The 19,481-nt window shown below is 66.6% G+C and carries 17 protein-coding genes; 4 read left to right on the top strand and 13 right to left on the bottom strand.

Annotated features, from left to right (window positions below; translation table 11 throughout):
- Nucleotides 1–85: 85 nt before the first annotated feature.
- From panC to dksA, 9 genes are all read right to left on the bottom strand, one after another.
- The gene (panC, locus tag LJF27_RS00210) at nt 86–937 is read right to left on the bottom strand and encodes a pantoate--beta-alanine ligase (protein WP_003457159.1); all 852 of its coding nucleotides are present in this window, start codon (nt 935–937) and stop codon (nt 86–88) included.
- Complete coding sequence (gene panB, locus LJF27_RS00205) at nt 934–1,734, bottom strand: 3-methyl-2-oxobutanoate hydroxymethyltransferase (protein ID WP_003095147.1); 801 nt, start codon at nt 1,732–1,734, stop codon at nt 934–936. The genes panC and panB overlap by 4 nt, the downstream gene beginning before the upstream one ends.
- A gap of 249 nt (nt 1,735–1,983) precedes the next feature.
- A complete protein-coding gene (gene folK / locus LJF27_RS00200) occupies nt 1,984–2,472 on the bottom strand; it encodes a 2-amino-4-hydroxy-6-hydroxymethyldihydropteridine diphosphokinase (RefSeq protein WP_003095144.1) in 489 nt (162 codons plus the stop codon).
- Nucleotides 2,469–3,872 carry a polynucleotide adenylyltransferase PcnB gene (locus LJF27_RS00195; RefSeq protein WP_003095142.1) on the bottom strand — a complete coding sequence of 468 codons (1,404 nt, stop codon included), beginning with the start codon at nt 3,870–3,872 and terminating at the stop codon, nt 2,469–2,471. Before LJF27_RS00195 ends, folK begins: the two co-directional genes overlap by 4 nt.
- Nucleotides 3,873–4,772: 900 nt before the next feature.
- Entirely contained in the window at nt 4,773–6,209 is a 1,437-nt protein-coding gene (gene cbrB / locus LJF27_RS00190; protein WP_003095138.1) for a two-component system response regulator CbrB, read from the bottom strand.
- A 26-nt stretch (nt 6,210–6,235) separates the two neighbouring features.
- Nucleotides 6,236–9,187, bottom strand: coding sequence for a two-component system sensor histidine kinase CbrA (cbrA, locus tag LJF27_RS00185; protein ID WP_014834135.1), 2,952 nt, complete (start codon nt 9,185–9,187; stop codon nt 6,236–6,238).
- A complete protein-coding gene (locus tag LJF27_RS00180) occupies nt 9,171–9,347 on the bottom strand; it encodes a hypothetical protein (protein ID WP_003095129.1) in 177 nt (58 codons plus the stop codon). The genes cbrA and LJF27_RS00180 overlap by 17 nt, the downstream gene beginning before the upstream one ends.
- 69 nt (nt 9,348–9,416) lie before the next feature.
- Nucleotides 9,417–10,298: a tRNA glutamyl-Q(34) synthetase GluQRS gene (gene gluQRS, locus LJF27_RS00175; RefSeq protein WP_003146131.1), complete on the bottom strand. Its 882-nt coding sequence runs from the start codon at nt 10,296–10,298 to the stop codon at nt 9,417–9,419.
- 67 nt (nt 10,299–10,365) lie between these two features.
- The gene (dksA, locus tag LJF27_RS00170) at nt 10,366–10,812 is read right to left on the bottom strand and encodes an RNA polymerase-binding protein DksA (protein ID WP_003095122.1); all 447 of its coding nucleotides are present in this window, start codon (nt 10,810–10,812) and stop codon (nt 10,366–10,368) included.
- A gap of 192 nt (nt 10,813–11,004) precedes the next feature.
- On the opposite strand from dksA, the gene LJF27_RS00165 reads away from it, so the two are divergent.
- Together LJF27_RS00165 and sfsA are read left to right on the top strand one after the other, a co-directional pair.
- Nucleotides 11,005–12,177, top strand: coding sequence for a pyridoxal phosphate-dependent aminotransferase (locus LJF27_RS00165; protein ID WP_003113459.1), 1,173 nt, complete (start codon nt 11,005–11,007; stop codon nt 12,175–12,177).
- The gene (sfsA, locus tag LJF27_RS00160) at nt 12,177–12,884 is read left to right on the top strand and encodes a DNA/RNA nuclease SfsA (RefSeq protein ID WP_003100180.1); all 708 of its coding nucleotides are present in this window, start codon (nt 12,177–12,179) and stop codon (nt 12,882–12,884) included. The genes LJF27_RS00165 and sfsA overlap by 1 nt, the downstream gene beginning before the upstream one ends.
- A gap of 31 nt (nt 12,885–12,915) precedes the next feature.
- Here the strand turns inward: sfsA and trmA are convergent, their stop codons facing one another.
- Both trmA and LJF27_RS00150 read right to left on the bottom strand, forming a co-directional pair.
- Entirely contained in the window at nt 12,916–14,007 is a 1,092-nt protein-coding gene (trmA, locus tag LJF27_RS00155) for a tRNA (uridine(54)-C5)-methyltransferase TrmA (RefSeq protein ID WP_003116071.1), read from the bottom strand.
- Nucleotides 14,004–15,299: an NCS2 family permease gene (locus tag LJF27_RS00150; protein ID WP_003095114.1), complete on the bottom strand. Its 1,296-nt coding sequence runs from the start codon at nt 15,297–15,299 to the stop codon at nt 14,004–14,006. The genes trmA and LJF27_RS00150 overlap by 4 nt, the downstream gene beginning before the upstream one ends.
- A gap of 413 nt (nt 15,300–15,712) precedes the next feature.
- Between LJF27_RS00150 and LJF27_RS00145 the strand changes: the two genes are divergently transcribed.
- Nucleotides 15,713–16,189, top strand: a complete 477-nt coding sequence (locus LJF27_RS00145; protein ID WP_003100175.1) for a SecDF P1 head subdomain-containing protein — start codon at nt 15,713–15,715, stop codon at nt 16,187–16,189.
- Between the two features lie 21 nt (nt 16,190–16,210).
- Here the strand turns inward: LJF27_RS00145 and LJF27_RS00140 are convergent, their stop codons facing one another.
- Together LJF27_RS00140 and LJF27_RS00135 are read right to left on the bottom strand one after the other, a co-directional pair.
- The gene (locus LJF27_RS00140) at nt 16,211–17,104 is read right to left on the bottom strand and encodes a neutral zinc metallopeptidase (protein ID WP_003095112.1); all 894 of its coding nucleotides are present in this window, start codon (nt 17,102–17,104) and stop codon (nt 16,211–16,213) included.
- Nucleotides 17,105–17,171: 67 nt separating this feature from the next.
- Nucleotides 17,172–18,026, bottom strand: coding sequence for a PhzF family phenazine biosynthesis protein (locus LJF27_RS00135; RefSeq protein WP_023116776.1), 855 nt, complete (start codon nt 18,024–18,026; stop codon nt 17,172–17,174).
- A 169-nt stretch (nt 18,027–18,195) separates the two neighbouring features.
- Here LJF27_RS00135 and alaC point away from each other — a divergent pair, with 169 nt between their 5' ends.
- Nucleotides 18,196–19,431 (top strand): alanine transaminase, encoded by a 1,236-nt coding sequence (gene alaC / locus LJF27_RS00130; protein ID WP_023103540.1) that lies wholly within the window; start codon nt 18,196–18,198, stop codon nt 19,429–19,431.
- The last annotated feature ends 50 nt before the right edge of the window (nt 19,432–19,481 follow it).

Raw genomic sequence — 19,481 nt, 5'->3', positions numbered from 1 at the left:
TCCTATCGGGTCCGCGGGGGGCGGCAGAGTATGGCGAGTCCGTGGTGAGCGCTCAAGCCCCCGGGAACCGGGGGCTCGGCATGCGTCAATCGAGGTGGACTGAGAGGTTGTCGATCAGCCGCGTACTGCCCAGGTAGGCGGCGACCAGGATCACCAGTTGGCGGTCGCCGGGTACCCCGGGGCGCAGGCTGATCGGCTCGCGGATTTCCAGGTAGTCGGGGCGCAGCCCGGCCTGTTCCAGGGCCTGGCGGGCGTCGGCGAGCAATGCCGGGAAGTCCTCGGCGCCGGCGCGGATGCGTTCGCCGAGCTGCCGCAGGGTGCGGTAGATCGCCGGGGCGGCGGCGCGCTGCTGCTCGTCGAGGTAACCGTTGCGCGAGGACAACGCCAGGCCATCGGCGGCACGCACCGTCGGCTCGCCGAAGATCTGCACCGGCAGGTTGAGGTCGCGGACCAGCTTGCGGATCACCGCCAACTGCTGGAAATCCTTTTCGCCGAACAGCGCGAGGTCCGGCTGGACCATGTTCAGCAGCTTGCTGACCACGGTCGCCACGCCTTCGAAATGGCCGGGACGACTGGCGCCGCAAAGGCCTTCGGAGACGCCGGGAACATGGATGCGGGTCTGCCCGTCCATGCCGTCGGGGTACATTTCCTCGACGGTCGGGGTGAACAGCAGGTGGCAGCCGGCTTCGAGCAGGCGTTCCTGGTCGGCTGCGAGGGTTCGCGGGTATGTGTCGAGGTCTTCGCTGGGGCCGAATTGCAGCGGGTTGACGAAGATGCTGACGACCACGAAGTCGGCGCGTTCGCCGGCTTTCTTTACCAGCGCGGCATGGCCGGCGTGGAGGTTGCCCATGGTCGGCACGAAGCCGATGCGCTTGCCTTCGCTGCGGGCGCGCGCCACCGCGGCGCGCAGTTCACGGACGGTCTTGACGGTGTTCATGCGTTGAATCCGTGTTCGGCGGCGGGGAAGGACACGTCCTTGACGGCGCGGACATAGGCCGCGATGGCGGCCGGGATGCTCTCCTGGCCTTGCATGAAATCCTTGACGAACTTGGGCGAGCGGCCGGTCAGCGAGAGACCGAGCATGTCGTGCATGACCAGCACCTGGCCATCGGTCGCCGCACCGGCGCCAATCCCGATCACCGGGATCTTCACCGCCTGGGTGATCTCTTCGGCCAGCACGCTGGGCACGCACTCCAGCAGCAGCATGGCGGCGCCGGCCTGCTCCAGGGCGATGGCATCGGCGCGCAACTGGCGCGCCTGGGTTTCCTGGCGGCCCTGGACCTTGAAGCCGCCGAACAGGTTGACCGCCTGCGGGGTCAGGCCGAGATGCGCGCAGACCGGCACGCCCATCTGTGCCAGGCGGGCGATCGGCTCCGCCAGCCAGGCCCCACCCTCCAGCTTGACCATGTGTGCGCCGGCCTGCATCAGGCGGACCGCGTCGGCAAGGGTCTGGGCCACGGAATGGCTGGATTCGAAGGCCAGGTCGGTGACGATCAGGGAACCTTTGTTACCGCGTTTCACGCAGGCCGTGTGATAGGCCATTTCCTCGTTGCTGACCGGCAGGGTGCTGTCGTGACCCTGCAATACCATTCCGAGCGAATCTCCGACCAGAAGCACGTCCACGCCGGCCTGGCTGGCGGTGTGGGCGAAGGTGGCGTCGTAGCAGGTCAGCATGGCGATCTTCTCGCCGCTCTGCTTCAACCCTTGCAGGGTGGTCAGGGTTACATCAGGCATGGAAAGGCTCCTCGGTGGGCCGGTGATGAGCCGGCGCGGGGCAAACGGCCACTTATAGTCCGGATGGGGTGGCTCGAAGTCAATTGCAGGTGTTACCGCATTGTTACGGCGTTACTGCCACTGCCGAACGCCGCGCTGCCTGCGGTTGCGCGCGCAGTGTACGCCCATCCGCGGCGTCCTTCGTCAGCTTTTCGGTAACAGTGTGAAGAGCCCGCCGCGAGGTATCCGCGCAGCGGCGGGCAGGCAGGGTCAGGCGCCCGGAAGGCGTTCGATGCCCTCGAACGGACAGGCCGCGAGCAGCTCCGGCAGGTGGCGGCCATCGGGCAGGCGCAGGTCGGGGGCGAGATCGGCGAGGGGATAGAGCACGAAAGCGCGCGCCTGCATGTGGTAGTGCGGCACCTTCAGGCGCGGCAGGTCGAGCAATTGTTCGCCGAACAGCAGGATGTCCAGGTCGAGCGTGCGCGGACCCCAGCGCAGGTCGCGGACGCGCCCCTGTTCCAGTTCGATGGCCTGCAGGGCGTCGAGCAGGTCGAGCGGCGCCAGGTTGGTGTCGAGGGCCGCCACGCCGTTGACGAAGCGCGGCTGGTCGGCGGGGCCGAGCGGGTCGCTGATATAGAGCGGCGAGACGGCGACCAGGCGGGTCTCGGGAAGCCGCTCGAAGGCATCGAGGGCAGCCTGGATCTGCTCGCGCGGTTCGGCCAGGTTGCTGCCCAGCGCCACGTAGACGCGCTGGATCATTCGCCGCTTCCGCCGCTGCCTTCCTTGCGCGGCCCGCGGCGCCGACGGCCGCTGTTGCCGCCGCGGCGACGCTTGCGCGGGGCGCTGCCGTCTTCCTGGCTGACCAGGTCGCGGATCATGTTGCGCCGCTCGCTGTCGCTGACTTCCTGGTAATCGGTCCACCATTGGCCGAGTCCTTCGGTTTCCTCGCCGGCACTTTCGCGCAGCAGGAGGAAGTCGTAGCCGGCGCGGAAGCGCGGGTTTTCCAGGAGCAGGTCGGCGCGCTTGCCCTGGCGTCGCGGCAGACGTTCCTGCATATCCCAGATCTCGCGGATCGGCAGGGTGAAACGCTTGGGAATGGCAATCCGCTGGCACTGTTCGCTGATCAGTTCGTGGGCGGCTTCCTGCATCGCCGGGATAGCCGGCATGCCTTTCTCCTGCAACTGCGCGACGCGCGCCGGCAGGGCCGGCCAGAGCAGCGCGGCGAAGAGGAAGGCCGGGGTTACCGGCTTGCCCTGGCGAATACGCGCATCGGTATTGGCCAGGGCCTGGCGGATCAGCTTGCCGGTGTAGTCGGGGTTGGCCTGCAGTGCCTTGGCGCTGGCCGGGAACAGCGGCGCGAACAGTTCGTACTCGACCAGCAGTTCGAAAGTGCGCTCGGCCCGGCCGGCGAGGAACAGCTTGAGCACCTCGTCGAACAGGCGCGCCGAAGGGATTTCCCGCAGCAGCGGGGCCAGCCGGCGAATCGGCGCGGCGCTGTGCTTCTCGATCTCGAAGTCGAGCTTGGCGGCGAAACGTACCGCCCGCAGCATCCGCACCGGGTCTTCCAGATAACGCTGCTCCGGATCGCCGATCAGGCGGATCAGGCGATTGCGGATGTCGTGAACGCCATTGGCGTAGTCCAGCAGCCGCTCGCTGGTGACGTCGAAGTACAGGGCATTGATGGTGAAGTCACGGCGCTGGGCGTCGTCTTCCAGGCTGCCATAGACGTTGTCGCGCAGGATGCGGCCGCTTTCGTTGCTGGACGCGCGGCTATCGCCATCGTCCTGGCCTTCCGGATGATGGGCGCGGAAGGTGGCGACCTCGATGATCTCGCGGCCGAAGTGCACGTGTACCAGTTTGAAGCGGCGGCCGATGATCCGCGCGTTGCGGAATTCGGCGCGGACCTGCTCCGGCGTGGCGCTGGTGGCGACATCGAAGTCCTTGGGAGCGATGCCGAGCATCTGGTCGCGTACGCAGCCCCCGACCACGTAGGCCTGGTAGCCGGCCCGCTGGAGGATCTCGACGACCTTGACGGCGTTCCGGCTGAACTGGTCCCGGCGCAGGGAGTGCTGGTTGTTACCGATGACTTCCGGGGTTGTACGGACGGCGCGCGGACGGCGCAGGGGGGAACGAATGGTCTGGATCAGCTTTTTCAGCATGGATGTGTTATCGGGAGCACGATGTGGGTGATTGCACGCCTGCGTTGCTCAAACAGGACGGACGTCGGGTAATGCTGCGGCATTATCAGGACCTCTCGGGCGAGGCGTGTTCTGTACCCGTTGAATGTTTGGCCCCGCGACGCACAGGGCGTCCCGGGCGCCGGAACCGACTGCGCCATGCATCCTGACAGAAACGAACAGGGGCCGTACATCCTGTTCCCGCGAAGCGGGAGAGGGCCGGGAAGGCTGCGGTGAATCTGGCAAGGCATGCGGATGGCCGCATAGTCTGCGCGGATTCTAGCATTGGATGGGGAAATGGTGTAAGGCGAAGGAAAAACGGGGAAAACGGAGGGAGGGGGTGAAGCTACTGGGGGAGCCGAAGCTCCCCCCCAAGTAGGTGCGTGCTTTGTTTTTATTATGATTTCGGGCTTGTTGTTTTTGTTTGTCGACCCGTCCCTTGAGCCAGTCGCTTCAGGGATATCTCCCAGGCTGGGAGTTCAATAGCAAACGGATTGCTTTGGTCGCTGATGCTGCCATGATCGTCGAGCGATCCAACCAGTCTGTGCGCTGCCTCAAGGCAGTTTTATTCTTCTTCCGACTGGCTGCGGGACGGGTCCCGACAGCAACTCCTCTCCAAAAGAATCAGTTAGCTGCGCCTCCGCGATTTTGTTTTTGTTGTGCTGGAGTCGTTACGTGTTGTTTTTATTGTCTTCGTCGTTGCTTGTTATTGTTGTTGTGCCAATACATAAGCAGATGCCGTGCCAGTTTTTCGAAACCCAGTAAAATCAAGGGGTTGAGGTTTTCGGTGGGTCGGCGGAGGGCACAAAAAAACCGGGTTCCCGTTACCGATGAACCCGGTTTCTGTTACGCGGTACGTCCGCGGTAACAGGTTGCAGGGTGTTACGAGTCGGCCGAGGCCCCTGATTTACGCCGCGGAATGCCCAGGCGCTGGCGGCGTTCCCACAGGCATTTGCGGCTGATGCCCAGCTTGCGGGCCAGCTCGGTCTCGGTCATGTGGTCCTGGTGCTCGAGGACGAAGTGCTGGAAGTAGTCTTCCAGCGAAAGGTCCTCGGTGGGCTCGTGGTTGCTGGCCGCGGCGCCCGCCGGGCCGAGGCCGAGGTCGGCGGCGAAGTCGTCCTCGAGGTCGTCCAGCTCGATGTCGATACCCAGCAGGTCGGCGTGGATTTCCTGGCTCTCGCTGAGGATCACCGCCCGCTCGATGGCGTTTTCCAGTTCGCGCACGTTGCCCGGCCATGGGTAATGGCGGATCGCCTGTTCGGCGTCGTGGGCGAAGCTGAGCGGCGCGCGCCCCATCCGGGTGCACTGGCGAGCCAGAAAGGCGCGGGCGATCTCCATCACGTCGTTGCCACGCTCGCGCAGGGCGGGCAGCTTCAGCGAGATCACATGCAGGCGGTAATAGAGGTCTTCGCGGAATTGCCCGGTCTTGGCCAGGGTTTTCAGGTCGCGGTGGGTGGCGGCGATCAGGCGCACGTCGACCTTCTGCGATTGCACCGAGCCGACCCGGCGGATCTCGCCTTCCTGCAATACGCGCAGCAGGCGGGCCTGGGCCTCCAGCGGCAGTTCGCCGATCTCGTCGAGGAACAGGGTGCCGCCGTCGGCCGCTTCGACCAGCCCGGCGCGCCCGGCGCTGGCACCGGTGAAGGCGCCTTTTTCATGGCCGAACAGCTCGGATTCGATCAGGGTTTCCGGAATCGCCGCACAGTTCACCGAGATCAGCGGCGCCTTGGCGCGCTTCGACAGGTTGTGCAGGGCGCGGGCGACCAGTTCCTTGCCGGTGCCGGACTCGCCCTGGATCAGTACCGTAGAGTCGGTCGGCGCGACCTTGCGAATCTTGCTGTACAGCTCTTGCATCGGCGCACAGGAGCCGATGATGCCTATCTCGCCGTCGGCTGCCGCCGGGCTGGCGCCGCGCTCGCCGCCGGCCTTGCCGCCGTTGGCGGAGACCGGGGCCGCGCTGCGGTTCTCCTGGCGGTCCTTGAGGATGCGCGCCACGGCCTGGAGCATTTCGTCGTGGTCGAAAGGCTTGGCGATGTAGTCCACCGCGCCCATCTTCATCGAATCCACCGCCGAACGCAGGCTGGCGTAGCTGGTCATGATCAGCACCGGAATGCCTTCGGCGAGCTTGATCAGTTCGGTGCCGGGGGCGCCCGGCAGGCGCAGGTCGCTGACCACCATGTCGAAGGAGGGGATGGTGTAGCGCTCCTGGGCTTCCTGCACCGAGCCGGCTTCGCTGACCTGGTACTGGTTGCGCTCCAGCAGGCGTCGCAATGCAGATCGGATAATGGTTTCGTCTTCGACGATCAGAATATGTGCCATGTATTCAGCTCTCTCGACGTGCTCGTCTACAGCTCGGCCGTCGGGCCAGGGTGCCGCGGCAGGGTCACGCGGAAGCGGGTGCCGCATTCTCGCTGGTGATCCGTCGGGCTCTCGATGGTTATCTGTCCATAATGCTCTTCCACGATCGAATAGACCAGTGCGAGGCCGAGCCCGGTCCCCTTGCCGGGGTCCTTGGTGGTGAAGAACGGTTCGAACAACTGGTCCATGATCGCCTTCGGGATGCCGCTGCCCTCGTCCTCGACGACCAGGTCCACGGTATGTTCCGAGGCTTCGCTGCGGACCCGGATCGCGCCGCCCGGCGGGCTGGCGTCGCGAGCATTGGAGAGCAGGTTGATCAGCACCTGGGCCAGGCGCTGCGAGTCGCCCTCGACCCAGTGCGCCGGATCGCAGAGGTTGAAGAACTCTACTTCGACGCTACGCCGGTTCAGCGACAGCAGTCCGATGGCCTCCTGGGCGACTTCGCTCAGGCACACCGGTTCCAGGGCCTGCAGGTGGCTGCCGGAGTGGGCGAAGCTCATCAACGACTGGACGATGCGCGATACGCGCTTGGTCTGGTCGAGGATCTGCTCGCTGATCTCGGTCAGCTCGCCGTCGCCTTCGCGTTCCTCGCGCAGGTTCTGCGCCAGGCAGGCGATGCCGGTGATCGGATTGCCGATCTCGTGGGCCACCCCGGCGGCAAGGCGGCCGATGGAAGCCAGGCGCTCGGAGTGGACCAGCTTGTCTTCCAACAGTTGGGTTTCGGTGAGGTCTTCCACCAGTAGCACCAGGCCGCTGTTGCCCGGCGCCAGGGGTTCCTCGATGGCCGCCTTGTGCAGGTTCAGCCAGCGGGTGTGGCCGTCGTAGACCAGGCGCTGCTTGTGCAGGTGCTCGTCGGGGGCGTCGATGAAACGTTCCAGCAGGCCCTTCCAGGGTTCGGGCAAGGCCGACAGGCGCGAACCGACGACCTTCTGCGCGCCGACCCCGGTGAGTTCCTCGATGGCGCGGTTCCACATCAACACTTCCTGGTCCTTGGCCAGGGAGCAGACGCCCATCGGCAGGTCTTGCAGGGTCTGCCGGTGGTAGCGGCGCAAGGTGTCGAGTTCGGCAGCCAGGCCAGTCAGCCGGGAGTGATAGTCCTCCAGGCGGCTCTCGATGAAGTGGATGTCCTCGGTGACGTAGCTTTCTTCGCTGGTCTTGTAGGGAAGGAAGGTCTCCACGATGTCCTGGGCGACACTGGGTCCCATCAGCCCGGAAAGGTTCGCCTCGATGCGGTCGCGCAAGCGACGCAGGGCATAGGGGCGACGTTCGTCGAAGGGCAGGTGGAGATCGCGCAGGGCCTGCTCGACCTCCTTCTGCGCGGTCTTGGCGCCCAGCGGCTTGGCCAACTGGCTGGCGAACTCCTGCGGCGAACCGGCGAACAGTTCGCGGCGTTGCGGACGGCGTACGTTGTCCACCGCGCAGGCCTCGGCGGCGCCTTTTTCCTCGTCGCTGGCCTCGGTGAACAGCGACACCAGGGTGAATACCAGCACGTTGGCCGCCAGCGAGGACAGCGCCGCCAGGTGCCAGTTCGAATCGTCCAGCACGTAGATCACGTCGAACAGCGGCAGGTACAGGCCCTGTACGTTCCCCATCAGGGGCAGCAGCATGGTGATCGCCCAGACCAGCATGCCGGCGATCAGCCCGGAGATGAAGCCACGGCGGTTGGCGGTCGGCCAGTACAGCACCGAGAGGGCGCCGGGAAGGAATTGCAGGGTGGCGACGAAGGACACTATGCCCAGGTTGGAGAGGTCCTGTTCGGCGCCCAGCAGCAGGTAGAAGGCGTAGCTGGCCATGATGATGGCGACGATCAGCAGGCGCCGGGTCCATTTCAGCCAGCGGTAGATGTTGCCCTGCGCCGGCGGCTGGTAGAGCGGCAGCACCAGGTGGTTGAGGACCATTCCCGAGAGCGCCAGGGTCATCACGATAGTCAGCCCGCTGGCGGCGGAGATGCCGCCGATGAAGGCGGCCAGGGCCAGGGCCGGGCTGTCCACCGCCAGGCCGAGGCCGATGGTGTAGTACTCCGGTGTGGTCGAGGCGCCGAGGCGCAGCCCGGCCCAGAGGATCGGCGGTACCGCCAGGCTCATCAGCAGCAGGAACAGCGGCAGGCCCCAACTGGCGGAAATCAGCGCGCGCGGGTTGAGGTTCTCGGTGAAGATCATGTGGAACATGTGCGGCATCACGATGGCCGCGGCGAAGAACACCAGCAGCAGCGTTCGCCATGGACCTTCGGCCAGCGGCGTGTGCAGGGTGGTCAGCGCGGTCTGGTTCTGCAGCAGCCAGACTTCCAGGCCTTCCGGCCCGCCGAAGACGCCGTACAGGGCGTAGAGGCCGATACTGCCGAGCATCACCAGCTTGACCAGCGACTCGAAGGCGATGGCGAACACCAGTCCCTCGTGGCGTTCGCGGGTGGCGATGTGGCGAGCGCCGAAGAGGATCGCGAACAGGGTGATCAGGGTGCAGAAGACGAATGCGACCCGCTCCTGGGCCGGGTCGCGGGTGAGAATGCTGATCGAGTCGGTGACCGCCTGGATCTGCAGGGCCAGCATCGGCAGCACGCCGATCAGCATGAACAGCGTGGTCAGGGCGCCGGCCCAGGTACTGCGGAAACGGAAGGCGAAGAGGTCGGCCAGCGAGGACAGCTGGTAGGCGCGTGTCACCCGGAGGATCGGATAGAGCAGCACCGGGGCGAGCAGGAAGGCCCCGGAAATCCCCAGGTAGATGGCGAGGAACCCGTAGCCGTACTGGTAGGCCAGGCCTACCGTGCCGTAGAACGCCCAGGCACTGGCGTAGACGCCCAGCGACAGGGTGTAGACCAGCGGGTGGCGTACCAGCCGGCGCGGCACGTAGCCGCGCTCGGTGATCCAGGCGATGCCGAAGAGGGTGGAGAGGTAGGCGACGCTGATCAGGATCAGCTGGGTCAGGCTAAAGCTCGTCAGCATCGCGCTGGCTCTGCAGGATGAAAGTGACCACGATGAGGATCAGCCACAGCAGGTACGGGCGGTACCAGGCGCCGTTGGGGTCGATCCACCAGTCCATGATGGCGGGGGAAAAGAGATAGATGCCCACGACCAGGAGCAGGACCAGTCGGTAGATGTACATGCCGCTTCCCTCATGCTTGGGCCGGCAGGCTACAGGCTGCGGGTGGGTGCCGGCAAGCCGCCGGGCGGGCTACAGGCGTTCCTCGGGAAGGGTAGCGCAGCGCGGGATGCGCGTGGCGTCCCAGTGCGCGACGCCCCAGGCCAGCGCCTCGCTGGCGCTGGCCTGGGCCAGTTCGGCCGGCGGCCGCTGGCCGAGCGCGCGCAGGGCGCGGGTCAGCGGCGCGGCGGCCTGCTCGGCGGGCAGTGGCGGGGAGCGGTAGGACTTGCCGAGCTTGTGCCCGTCCGGCTGGACGATCAGCGGCACGTGCAGGTAGCGCGGCTGGCTCAACCCCAGCAATTCCTGGAGGTAAAGCTGGCGCGGGGTCGAGTCGAGCAGGTCGGCGCCGCGGACGATGTCGGTGATGCCCTGCCAGGCGTCGTCCAGCACCACCGCCAGTTGGTAGGCGTAGAAGCCATCGCGGCGCTGGATGACGAAATCGCCGACCTCGCGGCCGAGATGCTGGCGGACTTCGCCCTGCACGCGGTCGACGAAGCGATATTCCAGCTCCGGCACGCGCAGGCGGATCGCCGCATCCTCGCGGGCGTGCCCGGCGTCGCGGCAGAAGCCCGGGTAGATCCCGGCGAATCCCTCAAGCTGCTTGCGCGAGCAAGTGCAGGCGTAGGCCAGGCCGCTGCGCAGCAGTTGCTCGACCACTGCGGCGTAGGCCGGGAAGCGTTCGCTCTGCCGCTCCACCGCGCCGTCCCATTCGAAGCCGTAGCGCTCCAGGGTTTCCAGGATCGCCTGCTGGGCGCCCGGGACTTCGCGGGGCGGGTCGAGGTCCTCCATGCGCACCAGCCAGCGGCCGCCGACGGCACGTGCGTCCAGGTAGGAGGCGACGGCCGCCACCAGGGAACCGAAATGCAGGTAGCCGCTGGGCGTCGGGGCGAAGCGGCCTACATAGGAAGAGGTCATGGCGCGGGCGGTGCGGCGGGGAACGGCGGAAACGAAACGGGGCGCCTTGGCGCCCCGTCGGTCCGGCTCAGGAGCCGAGTTGCTTCTCGCGGATTTCCGCGAGGGTCTTGCAGTCGATGCAGAGGGTCGCGGTGGGGCGCGCCTCCAGGCGACGGATGCCGATCTCGACGCCGCAGGAGTCGCACCAGCCGTACTCTTCGTCTTCGATCAGTTGCAGGGTCTCGTCGATCTTCTTGATCAGCTTGCGCTCGCGGTCGCGGGCGCGCAGTTCCAGGCTGAATTCTTCTTCCTGGCTGGCGCGGTCGGCCGGATCGGGGAAGTTGGCCGCTTCGTCCTGCATGTGATGCACGGTACGGTCGACCTCTTCCATCAGCTCCTGTTTCCATTTGTTCAGGATCGCGGTGAAGTGCGCGCGCATGCGCTCGCTCATGTACTCCTCGCCCTTGGTTTCCTGATAGGGTTCGAAGCCGCGGGTCATCTGCTGGCTGCTCTGTTGTTTTGCTTTGGTGGACATGAATGGCCGCCTCTCACTTTCGCTAATCCTGTCCGCGGCAGGGTTCCCTCGCCGGCTCTCCGGCCCCGCGGTCGCAAGCGGGCGAACTTACCAGAACGATAACCTTGGCGCTACTCCCGGTTGTCGAGGCTGGTGTCGCCCGCGTAATGGCTTGGTTAGAATCGGTTTTTCCTCGCAAAGTTCGGAATATCCATGGCTACCTCCTATAGCGCGCGCAGTCGGGCCATCGAGCCTTTCCATGTCATGGCCCTGCTGGCGCGGGCCAACGAGTTGCAGGCCGCCGGCCACGATGTGATCCACCTGGAGATCGGCGAGCCGGACTTCACCACGGCCGAGCCGATCGTCGAGGCCGGGCGCGCCGCCCTGGCCGCCGGGCATACCCGCTACACCGCCGCCCGCGGCCTGCCGGCGCTGCGCGAGGCGATCGCGAAATTCTACGGCGAACGCTACGGGGTCGACCTCGACCCACAGCGCGTGCTGGTCACTCCGGGCGGTTCCGGAGCCCTGCTGCTGGCCAGCAGCTTGCTGGTCGACCCCGGCCGCCACTGGTTGCTCGCCGACCCGGGCTACCCGTGCAACAGGCATTTCCTGCGCCTGGTGGAAGGCGCCGCGCAACTGGTGCCGGTGGGGCCGGACAGCCGTTACCAACTGACACCGGATCTCATCGAGCGGCACTGGGATTCAGACAGTGTAGGCGCTCTGGTGGCGACGCCGGCGAATCCGACCGGGACCCTGCTCGATCGCGACGAACTGGCCGGCCTGTCGGGCGCCTTGAAGGCCCGCGGCGGGCACCTGGTGGTGGACGAGATCTATCACGGCCTGACCTATGGCGTGGACGCCGCGTCGGTGCTGGAAGTCGACGACGACGCTTTCGTCCTGAATAGTTTTTCCAAGTATTTCGGCATGACCGGCTGGCGCCTGGGCTGGCTGGTGGCGCCGACAGCGGCGGTGCCTGAACTGGAGAAGCTGGCGCAGAACCTCTACATCAGCGCGCCGAGCATGGCCCAGCAGGCCGCGCTGGCCTGTTTCGAGCCGACCACCATCGCCATTCTCGAAGAGCGTCGCGAAGAGTTCGCCCGCCGTCGCGACTTCCTCCTGCCGGCCCTGCGCGAGCTGGGTTTCGGAATCGCCGTGGAGCCGGAAGGCGCCTTCTATCTCTACGCCGATATCAGTGCGTTCGGCGGCGATGCCTACGCCTTCTGCAAGCACTTCATCGAGACCGAGCACGTGGCCTTCACTCCGGGGCTGGATTTCGGCCGCCACCAGGCCGGCCACCACGTGCGTTTCGCCTATACCCAGAACCTGCCGCGCCTGCAGGAAGCGGTGGAGCGGATCGCCCGCGGCCTGAAGAACTGGCGGCCCTGATGCGTTTCGAGCAGCCACTGGAAGAAGGCCGCCTGCTGCGTCGCTACAAGCGTTTCCTCGCCGATATCGAGAGCGCCGGCGGCGAGCGCCTGACTATCCACTGTCCGAATACCGGTTCGATGCTCAATTGCATGAGCGAAGGTTGCCGGGTCTGGTTCAGCCGCTCCAACGACCCCAAGCGCAAGCTGCCGGGGACCTGGGAGCTGAGCGAGACTCCGCAGGGCCGCCTGGCCTGCGTCAACACGGCGCGGGCCAACCGCCTGGTAGAGGAGGCGCTGCTGGCCGGGGACATCGCGGAGCTTGCCGGTTTCACCGCTCTGCGCCGGGAAGTGGCCTACGGCGTGGAGAACAGTCGCGCCGACTTTCGCCTGGAATACCCCACGGGCGCACTGTTCATCGAGGTGAAGAGCGTCACCCTGGGCTTCGACGAAACCGCCGTGGCGGCCTTTCCCGACGCGGTGACGCTGCGCGGCGCCAAGCACCTGCGCGAACTGGCGGCGCTGGCGCGGGAGGGGATCCGCGCGGTGCAGCTGTACTGCGTGAACCTTTCCGGGGTCGAGGCGGTGCGCCCCGCCGACGAGATCGATCCAGCCTATGGCAAGGCGTTGCGCGAGGCGGCGCAAGCGGGCGTCGAGGTGCTGGCCTATGGCGCCGAGGTGACGACGGAAGGATTGCACCTGGCGCGGCGCCTCCCGGTGCGACTCTGAGGCACAGCCGCGCCGTGGGGCGCGGCCACTCTCAGCGGCGTTCGAGCAGGACGCCGCTTTCCATGTGGTGGGTGTAGGGGAACTGGTCGAACAGCGCGCAGCGGCTGATCCGGTGCGTGTCGTGCAGTTGGGCGATGTTCTGCGCCAGGGTTTCCGGGTTGCACGAAATGTACAGGATGCGCTCGAAGCGTCGGGCCAGCTCGCAGGTGTCCGGATCCATGCCGGCTCGTGGCGGATCGACGAAGACACTGCCGAAGGCGTAGCTCTTCAGGTCGATGTCGGCCAGGCGGCGGAACGGGCGAACCTCGTTCAGCGCCTGGGTCAGCTCTTCGGCCGACAGGCGCACCAGGCTGACGTTGTCCACCGCGTTGTCGGCCAGGTTGGCCAGCGCCGCATTGACCGAGGACTTGCTGATCTCGGTGGCCAGCACCTTGCGTACCCGGGTGGCCAGGGGCAGGGTGAAGTTGCCGTTGCCGCAGTACAGTTCGAGCAGGTCGTCGTCGCGCTGGCCGAGCGCCTCGTAGGCCCAGCCGAGCATCTTCTGGTTGACCTCGCCGTTGGGCTGGGTGAAAGCCCCCTCGGGCTGGCGGTAGCGGAAGCGCCGGCCGGCGACCGACAGTTCCTCCTCCACATAGTCGCGTCCGACGACGATGCGCTTGCCGCGCGAACGCCCCACCAGGTTCACGCCCAGTTCCGCCGCGAGCTTTTCCGCTGCCTGTCGCCAGGCGTCGTCGATCGGCCGGTGGTAGCAGAGGGTGATCAGCGCGTCGCCGGCCAGGGTGGTGAGAAACTCCACCTGGAACAGCTTGAAGCCCAGCGCCGGGTCGGCCCAGGCCGCCTTCAGGCGCGGCATCAGTTCGTTGATGCGGCGGCTGGCGATGGGGAAATCCTCGATCAGGATCGGCGTGTGCTTGTCGCCCTGCTCGAACATCGCGTAGTGACGCTTCTCGTTGCCGGTTTCCCGCCACAGGCGGAATTCGGCGCGCAGCCGGTAATGTTCGCGCGGCGACTCGAAGACCTCCGGCGCGGGTGCCGCGAATGGGGCCAGCAATCCGGCGAGGCGGGACTTCTTGTCTTCCAGTTGCGCGGCGTAGGCGCTGGGGTCGAACTGTGGACGGCTCATGCGTTGAAGAAGCCCAGCTTGATCACGAACAGCACGGAGAGGATCACCAGCGCCGGGTTCAGTTCGCGCCAGCGCCCGGACAGCACCTTGATCGCGGTCCAGGAAATGAAGCCGAAGGCGATGCCGGTAGCGATCGAATAGGTGAACGGCATGGCCAGCGCGGTGACGACCACCGGCGCGGCGACGGTGATGTCTTCCCAGTCGATCTCTGCCAGGCCCGAGGCCATCAGTACGGCGACGAAGAGCAGCGCCGGGGCGGTGGCGAAGGCCGGTACGCTGCCGGCCAGCGGGGCGAAGAACAGCGCGAGGAGGAACAGGATGGCGACGACGATGGCGGTCAGGCCGGTGCGGCCGCCGGCGCTGACGCCCGCGGCGGACTCGATGTAGCTGGTGGTGGTCGAGGTGCCCAGCAGCGAGCCGCCCATGGCGGCGGTACTGTCGGCGATCAGCGCGCGGCCCATCTTCGGCATGTGGCCGTCCTTGCCCATCAGTCCGGCGCGCTTGGCGACGCCGATCAGGGTGCCGGAGTTGTCGAACAGGTCGACGAAGAGGAAGGCGAAGATCACGCTGACCAGGCCGATGTCCAGCGCGCCCTTGATGTCCAGTTGGAGGAAGGTCGGCGCCAGCGACGGCGGCATCGAGACCACGCCGCCGAACTGGGTCACGCCGAGCAGGATGGCGATGGCGGTGACCACCAGGATACCGATCAGCACCGCGCCGGTGACGCTACGCGCCTCCAGGGCGACGATCAGGATGAAGCCGAGGGTGGCGAGGATCGGTGCCGGCTTGGTCAGGTCGCCCATGCCGATCAGGGTTGCCGGGTTGTCCACCACGATGCCGGCGTTCTGCAGGGCGATCAGTGCGAGGAACAGGCCGATACCGGCGGCGATCGCCGAGCGCAGCGGCAGGGGGATGCTGTTGATGATCCATTCGCGGATGCGGAAGATCGACAGCAGGAAGAACATGGTGGCGGAAATGAACACTGCGCCCAACGCGACCTGCCAGCTGTGGCCCATGTGCAGCACCACGGTGTAGGTGAAGAAGGCGTTGAGGCCCATGCCGGGGGCCAGGGCGATCGGGTAGTTGGCGATCAGGCCCATGATGGTCGAGCCGATGGCCGCTGCCAGGCAGGTGGCGACGAACACCGCGCCCTTGTCCATGCCGGTCTCGCCGAGGATGCTCGGGTTGACGAAGAGGATGTAGGCCATGGTCAGGAAGGTGGTGATCCCCGCCAGGATCTCGGTGCGCACCGTGGTGTTGTGCGCCTTTAGTTGAAACAGCTTTTCCAGCATGTTGGATTCCCCTGAATGTGCTCTGCAACGATCCCCATGGCGCCAGCAGAAGTGGCCGGCCGCGGAGCCGGCCGCCGACCAGGGAAAACCGAATTTCCGCGTGGCGGGCGTTGCATCGCTGTCTCGTCGGCGCGGTATCGCGAACGATCCCGGCAGACGGCTGAGTCCCGAAAATGCGCGAGCCGCATGAAACGACCCACGCACGCCAGGGGCCTCGCGGCGGCCTGCGTGGGGTTCATACGGCTCGAAAAGGCGCGCATCATACCAGTTCGCGGGAGATGGGTGAATTTCCGCCAGTCTAGTCGATCGTCGCTTCGCGGAAGGGCCTGCTCGCCCGCCCGGCGCGGGCGGCGTTAACATAGGCGTTGGCGTCCGGACGGACGCTCCGCCCAGGTTTTCTGCAGTACCTCATCATGAAACGCTCGAAACTCGCACTCCTTCCGCTGGGCCTGGCGCTGCTGCTGGCCGCCTGCGCCAGCGATCCGCTGCCGATCCCGCAGCACAGCTTCGGGGTCTATGCCACCGCCAGCACGCCTTCCGCGGCGTTCCGCACCCTGGCCGACCCGCAGGGCAAGGCCATGCTGGTGGCGCTGAAGCCCAGCCTGACCCAGGCTGACGTACTCCGCGCCGAGGTCCTGTACGACCAGAACGGTCGACCCGGCGTCGAAGTCACCTTCACCGAACCGGCCGCCCGCCGCCTGGCCGCGCTGACCGGCGAGGCCCGGGGGCGCACTCTCGCGGTACTGGTGGACGGGCGCCTGCGCCTGGCGCCGCGGGTGCGCGAGCCGATCCGCAACGGCAAGGTCTATCTCGACGGGTTGGCTTCGGTCTACGAGGCCAGGGAACTGGCCGATCAGTTGAATGCGCTGGGAAGCCAGCCGGGGCGCTAAGCGCCCGGCTGGCGGCGAGGCTCAGAGCGTCTGGGCCTTGAAGGTATCGCAACTGGCCGGCGAGCCGCTCTCGAAGCCGGTCTTGAACCAGCGCATGCGTTGCGCCGAGGAGCCATGGGTGAAGGAATCCGGCACCACCATGCCGCGGCCCTGGCGTTGCAGGCGATCGTCGCCGATGGCGTTGGCGGCGTTCAGGGCTTCTTCGATGTCGCCCGGCTCCAGCCAGTTCAGCCGCTGCTGTGCACGGTTGGCCCAGACCCCGGCGAAGCAGTCCGCCTGCAGTTCCTGGCGTACCGACAGGCCGTTGGCGCCCTCCATGCGCGCGCCGCGCTGGCGGGCTGCGTTGATCTTGGCCGAGATGCCCATCAGGTTCTGCACGTGGTGGCCGACCTCGTGGGCGATCACATAGGCCTGGGCGAAGTCGCCGGCGGCGGAGAAGCGCTGTTCCATCTCGCGGAAGAACTCCAGGTCGAGGTAGACCCGGCGGTCGGCCGGACAGTAGAACGGCCCGGTGGCCGACGAGGCGAAGCCGCAGGCGGAATTCACCCCATTGCTGAACAGCACCAGCTTGGGCTGTTGGTATTGTGCCTGGCCGCTGGCGAAGATCTGTTCCCAGGTGTCCTCGGTGTCGCCGAGGATCGAGCGGACGAACTCGCTCTGCTCGTCATTGGCCGCCGGGGCCCGACCGCCGGCCTGCTGCTGGGTGGCCGGCGCCGGGCTGTCCATCTGGCCGAGCAGCGACCCGAGGATCTGCATCGGGTCCTGGCCCATCAGCAGGCCGACCACCACCACGATGGCCACCCCACCCAGGCTGAGGCCCTTGCCGCCGATGCGCATGCCGCCACCGCCGCCTGCGCCTCCTTCGCCCCGGGCATCAATCACGTTGTCACTGCGTCGTCCTTTGCGCCAGAGCATGGCGGTTCTCCTGTACGTTTCGCTTCTTCAGTGTTGTCGTCGTCCGCCGCCAGCGCCACCCCGACCGTCAGGCCGAGGTCAGCAGCTCGGCGCGGGCGAGCAGTTGGACGTGGCCGCCGACCCTGACGCCGCCGTCTGTCGCGACCTGGACGTCGAGTCGGCTCGGCCGGTCGAGGAAGCGTCCCTGGTGCAGGACGAAGGGTTCGCCGCGCGCGGCAAGCCCGTATTCCACCAGGTAGGCGGCGACCGGACCGGCAGCGCTGCCGGTAGCCACGTCTTCCACCAGCCCCAGGTTGTCCCAGGTGCGGCCCTCGCGCCCGTCGACGTCGAGCAGATAGACAAACGCCGCGCCGAGTTTATCCAGGGCTTCTTGCAAATCGTTGACCTGACGGGCTCGACCCAGTGCCTCGGCGGTCACCGGCAGGAGCAGGTAGGGCAGGCCGGTGCTCACCACCCGCGGCGGATGCCCGGACAGGTCGTTGGCCGATAGCGAGAAGGCTTCGGCGAACCAGCGGCAGGTCCCGGCGTCCGGGGTGGCGCCGAATTCGGCGCGGCCCTGGTCCATCTCGGCGTAGAAACCGCTGCCCGCCCGCACGCTGCGCAGGGCCACCGACTTGCTGGCCAGGTGCAGCGTCCAGTGCTGTTCGTTGTCGCCGCCGCGCAGGTGATGGAGCAGGGCGGCGGCGCCGAGCAGCGGGTGGCCGGCGAACGGCAGTTCTTCCTCCAGGGTGAAGATCCGTGCGCGGAAGGCCCGTGGGTCGTCGCCCGGCAGCAGGAAGATCGACTCGAACTGGCGCAGTTCGCGGGTCCAGGCCTGCATGGCGGCGTCATCGAGGGCGCTGGCGTCGTCGAATACGGCCAGACCGTTGCCGGTGAGCGGACGCTCGTCGAACACATCGAGTTGCCAGTAGCGTCGGGACATGGGCCTTTTCCTGTGAAATGGAATGAAAAACGCGAGGGGGGACTCGACAAGCAGCCTATCGGCCTTTATGTTCGCCGACAAGAAAGCGCCTGGCTTGCGCTTTCCAGGCCGCCGCAGCGGTCGGCGTCGCTCGGACGGTTCCGGGCGCTTACGTTACTCCGAGGACAGCATGGCTGAATCACGCCCTGCGCGCCGTTTCGCGCGCATCGACCGCCTTCCCCCCTACGTTTTCAATATCACCGCCGAACTGAAGATGGCCGCTCGTCGCCGTGGCGAGGACATCATCGACCTGAGCATGGGCAATCCCGACGGGCCGACCCCGCCGCATATCGTCGAGAAGCTCTGCACCGTCGCCCAGCGCGAAGACACCCATGGCTACTCCACCTCGCGTGGCATCCCGCGCCTGCGCCGGGCCATCTCGCACTGGTACCGTGACCGCTACGACGTGCAGATCGACCCGGAAAGCGAAGCCATCGTCACCATCGGCTCCAAGGAAGGCCTGGCGCACCTGATGCTGGCGACCCTCGACCATGGCGACACCATCCTCGTGCCCAACCCGAGCTATCCGATCCACATCTACGGTGCGGTGATCGCCGGCGCCCAGGTGCGCTCGGTGCCGCTGGTGCCGGGCATCGATTTCTTCAACGAGCTGGAACGGGCGATCCGCGAATCGATTCCCAAGCCGCGCATGATGATTCTCGGTTTCCCCTCCAACCCTACCGCGCAGTGCGTCGAGCTGGACTTCTTCGAGCGCGTGGTGGCGCTGGCCAAGCAGTACGACGTGATGGTCGTGCACGACCTGGCCTATGCAGACATCGTCTACGACGGCTGGAAAGCGCCGTCGATCATGCAGGTACCGGGTGCCAAGGATATCGCCGTGGAGTTCTTCACCCTGTCGAAGAGCTACAACATGGCCGGCTGGCGGATCGGCTTCATGGTCGGCAATCCCGAGCTGGTCTCGGCCCTGGCGCGGATCAAGAGCTACCACGACTACGGCACCTTCACGCCCCTGCAGGTGGCGGCCATTGCCGCTCTGGAAGGCGACCAGCAGTGCGTCCGCGATATCGCCCGGCAGTACCAGCAGCGCCGCGACGTCCTGGTGAAGGGGCTGCGCGAGGCCGGCTGGATGGTGGAGAACCCGAAGGCCTCGATGTACGTCTGGGCGAAGATCCCCGAGCCCTACGTGCATCTGGGCTCGCTGGAGTTCGCCAAGAAGCTGTTGCAGGACGCCAAGGTCTCGGTGTCGCCGGGGATCGGCTTCGGCGACTACGGCGACGATCATGTGCGTTTCGCCCTGATCGAGAACCGCGACCGCCTGCGCCAGGCGGTGCGCGGGATCAAGGCGATGTTCCGCGCCGACGGGCTGCTGTCGCCGCAGAGGAAGGTCGATAGCCTGGCGGAGTGATCCTCACGTCCTGCTACAAGGAAAAACGCCGTTTTCCCTGGGGAAAACGG

Source organism: Pseudomonas sp. 203-8 (genome assembly GCF_020708595.1).
Classification (GTDB): Bacteria; Pseudomonadota; Gammaproteobacteria; order Pseudomonadales; family Pseudomonadaceae; genus Pseudomonas; species Pseudomonas aeruginosa.
This window is presented reverse-complemented; position numbering and strand designations above follow the sequence as displayed.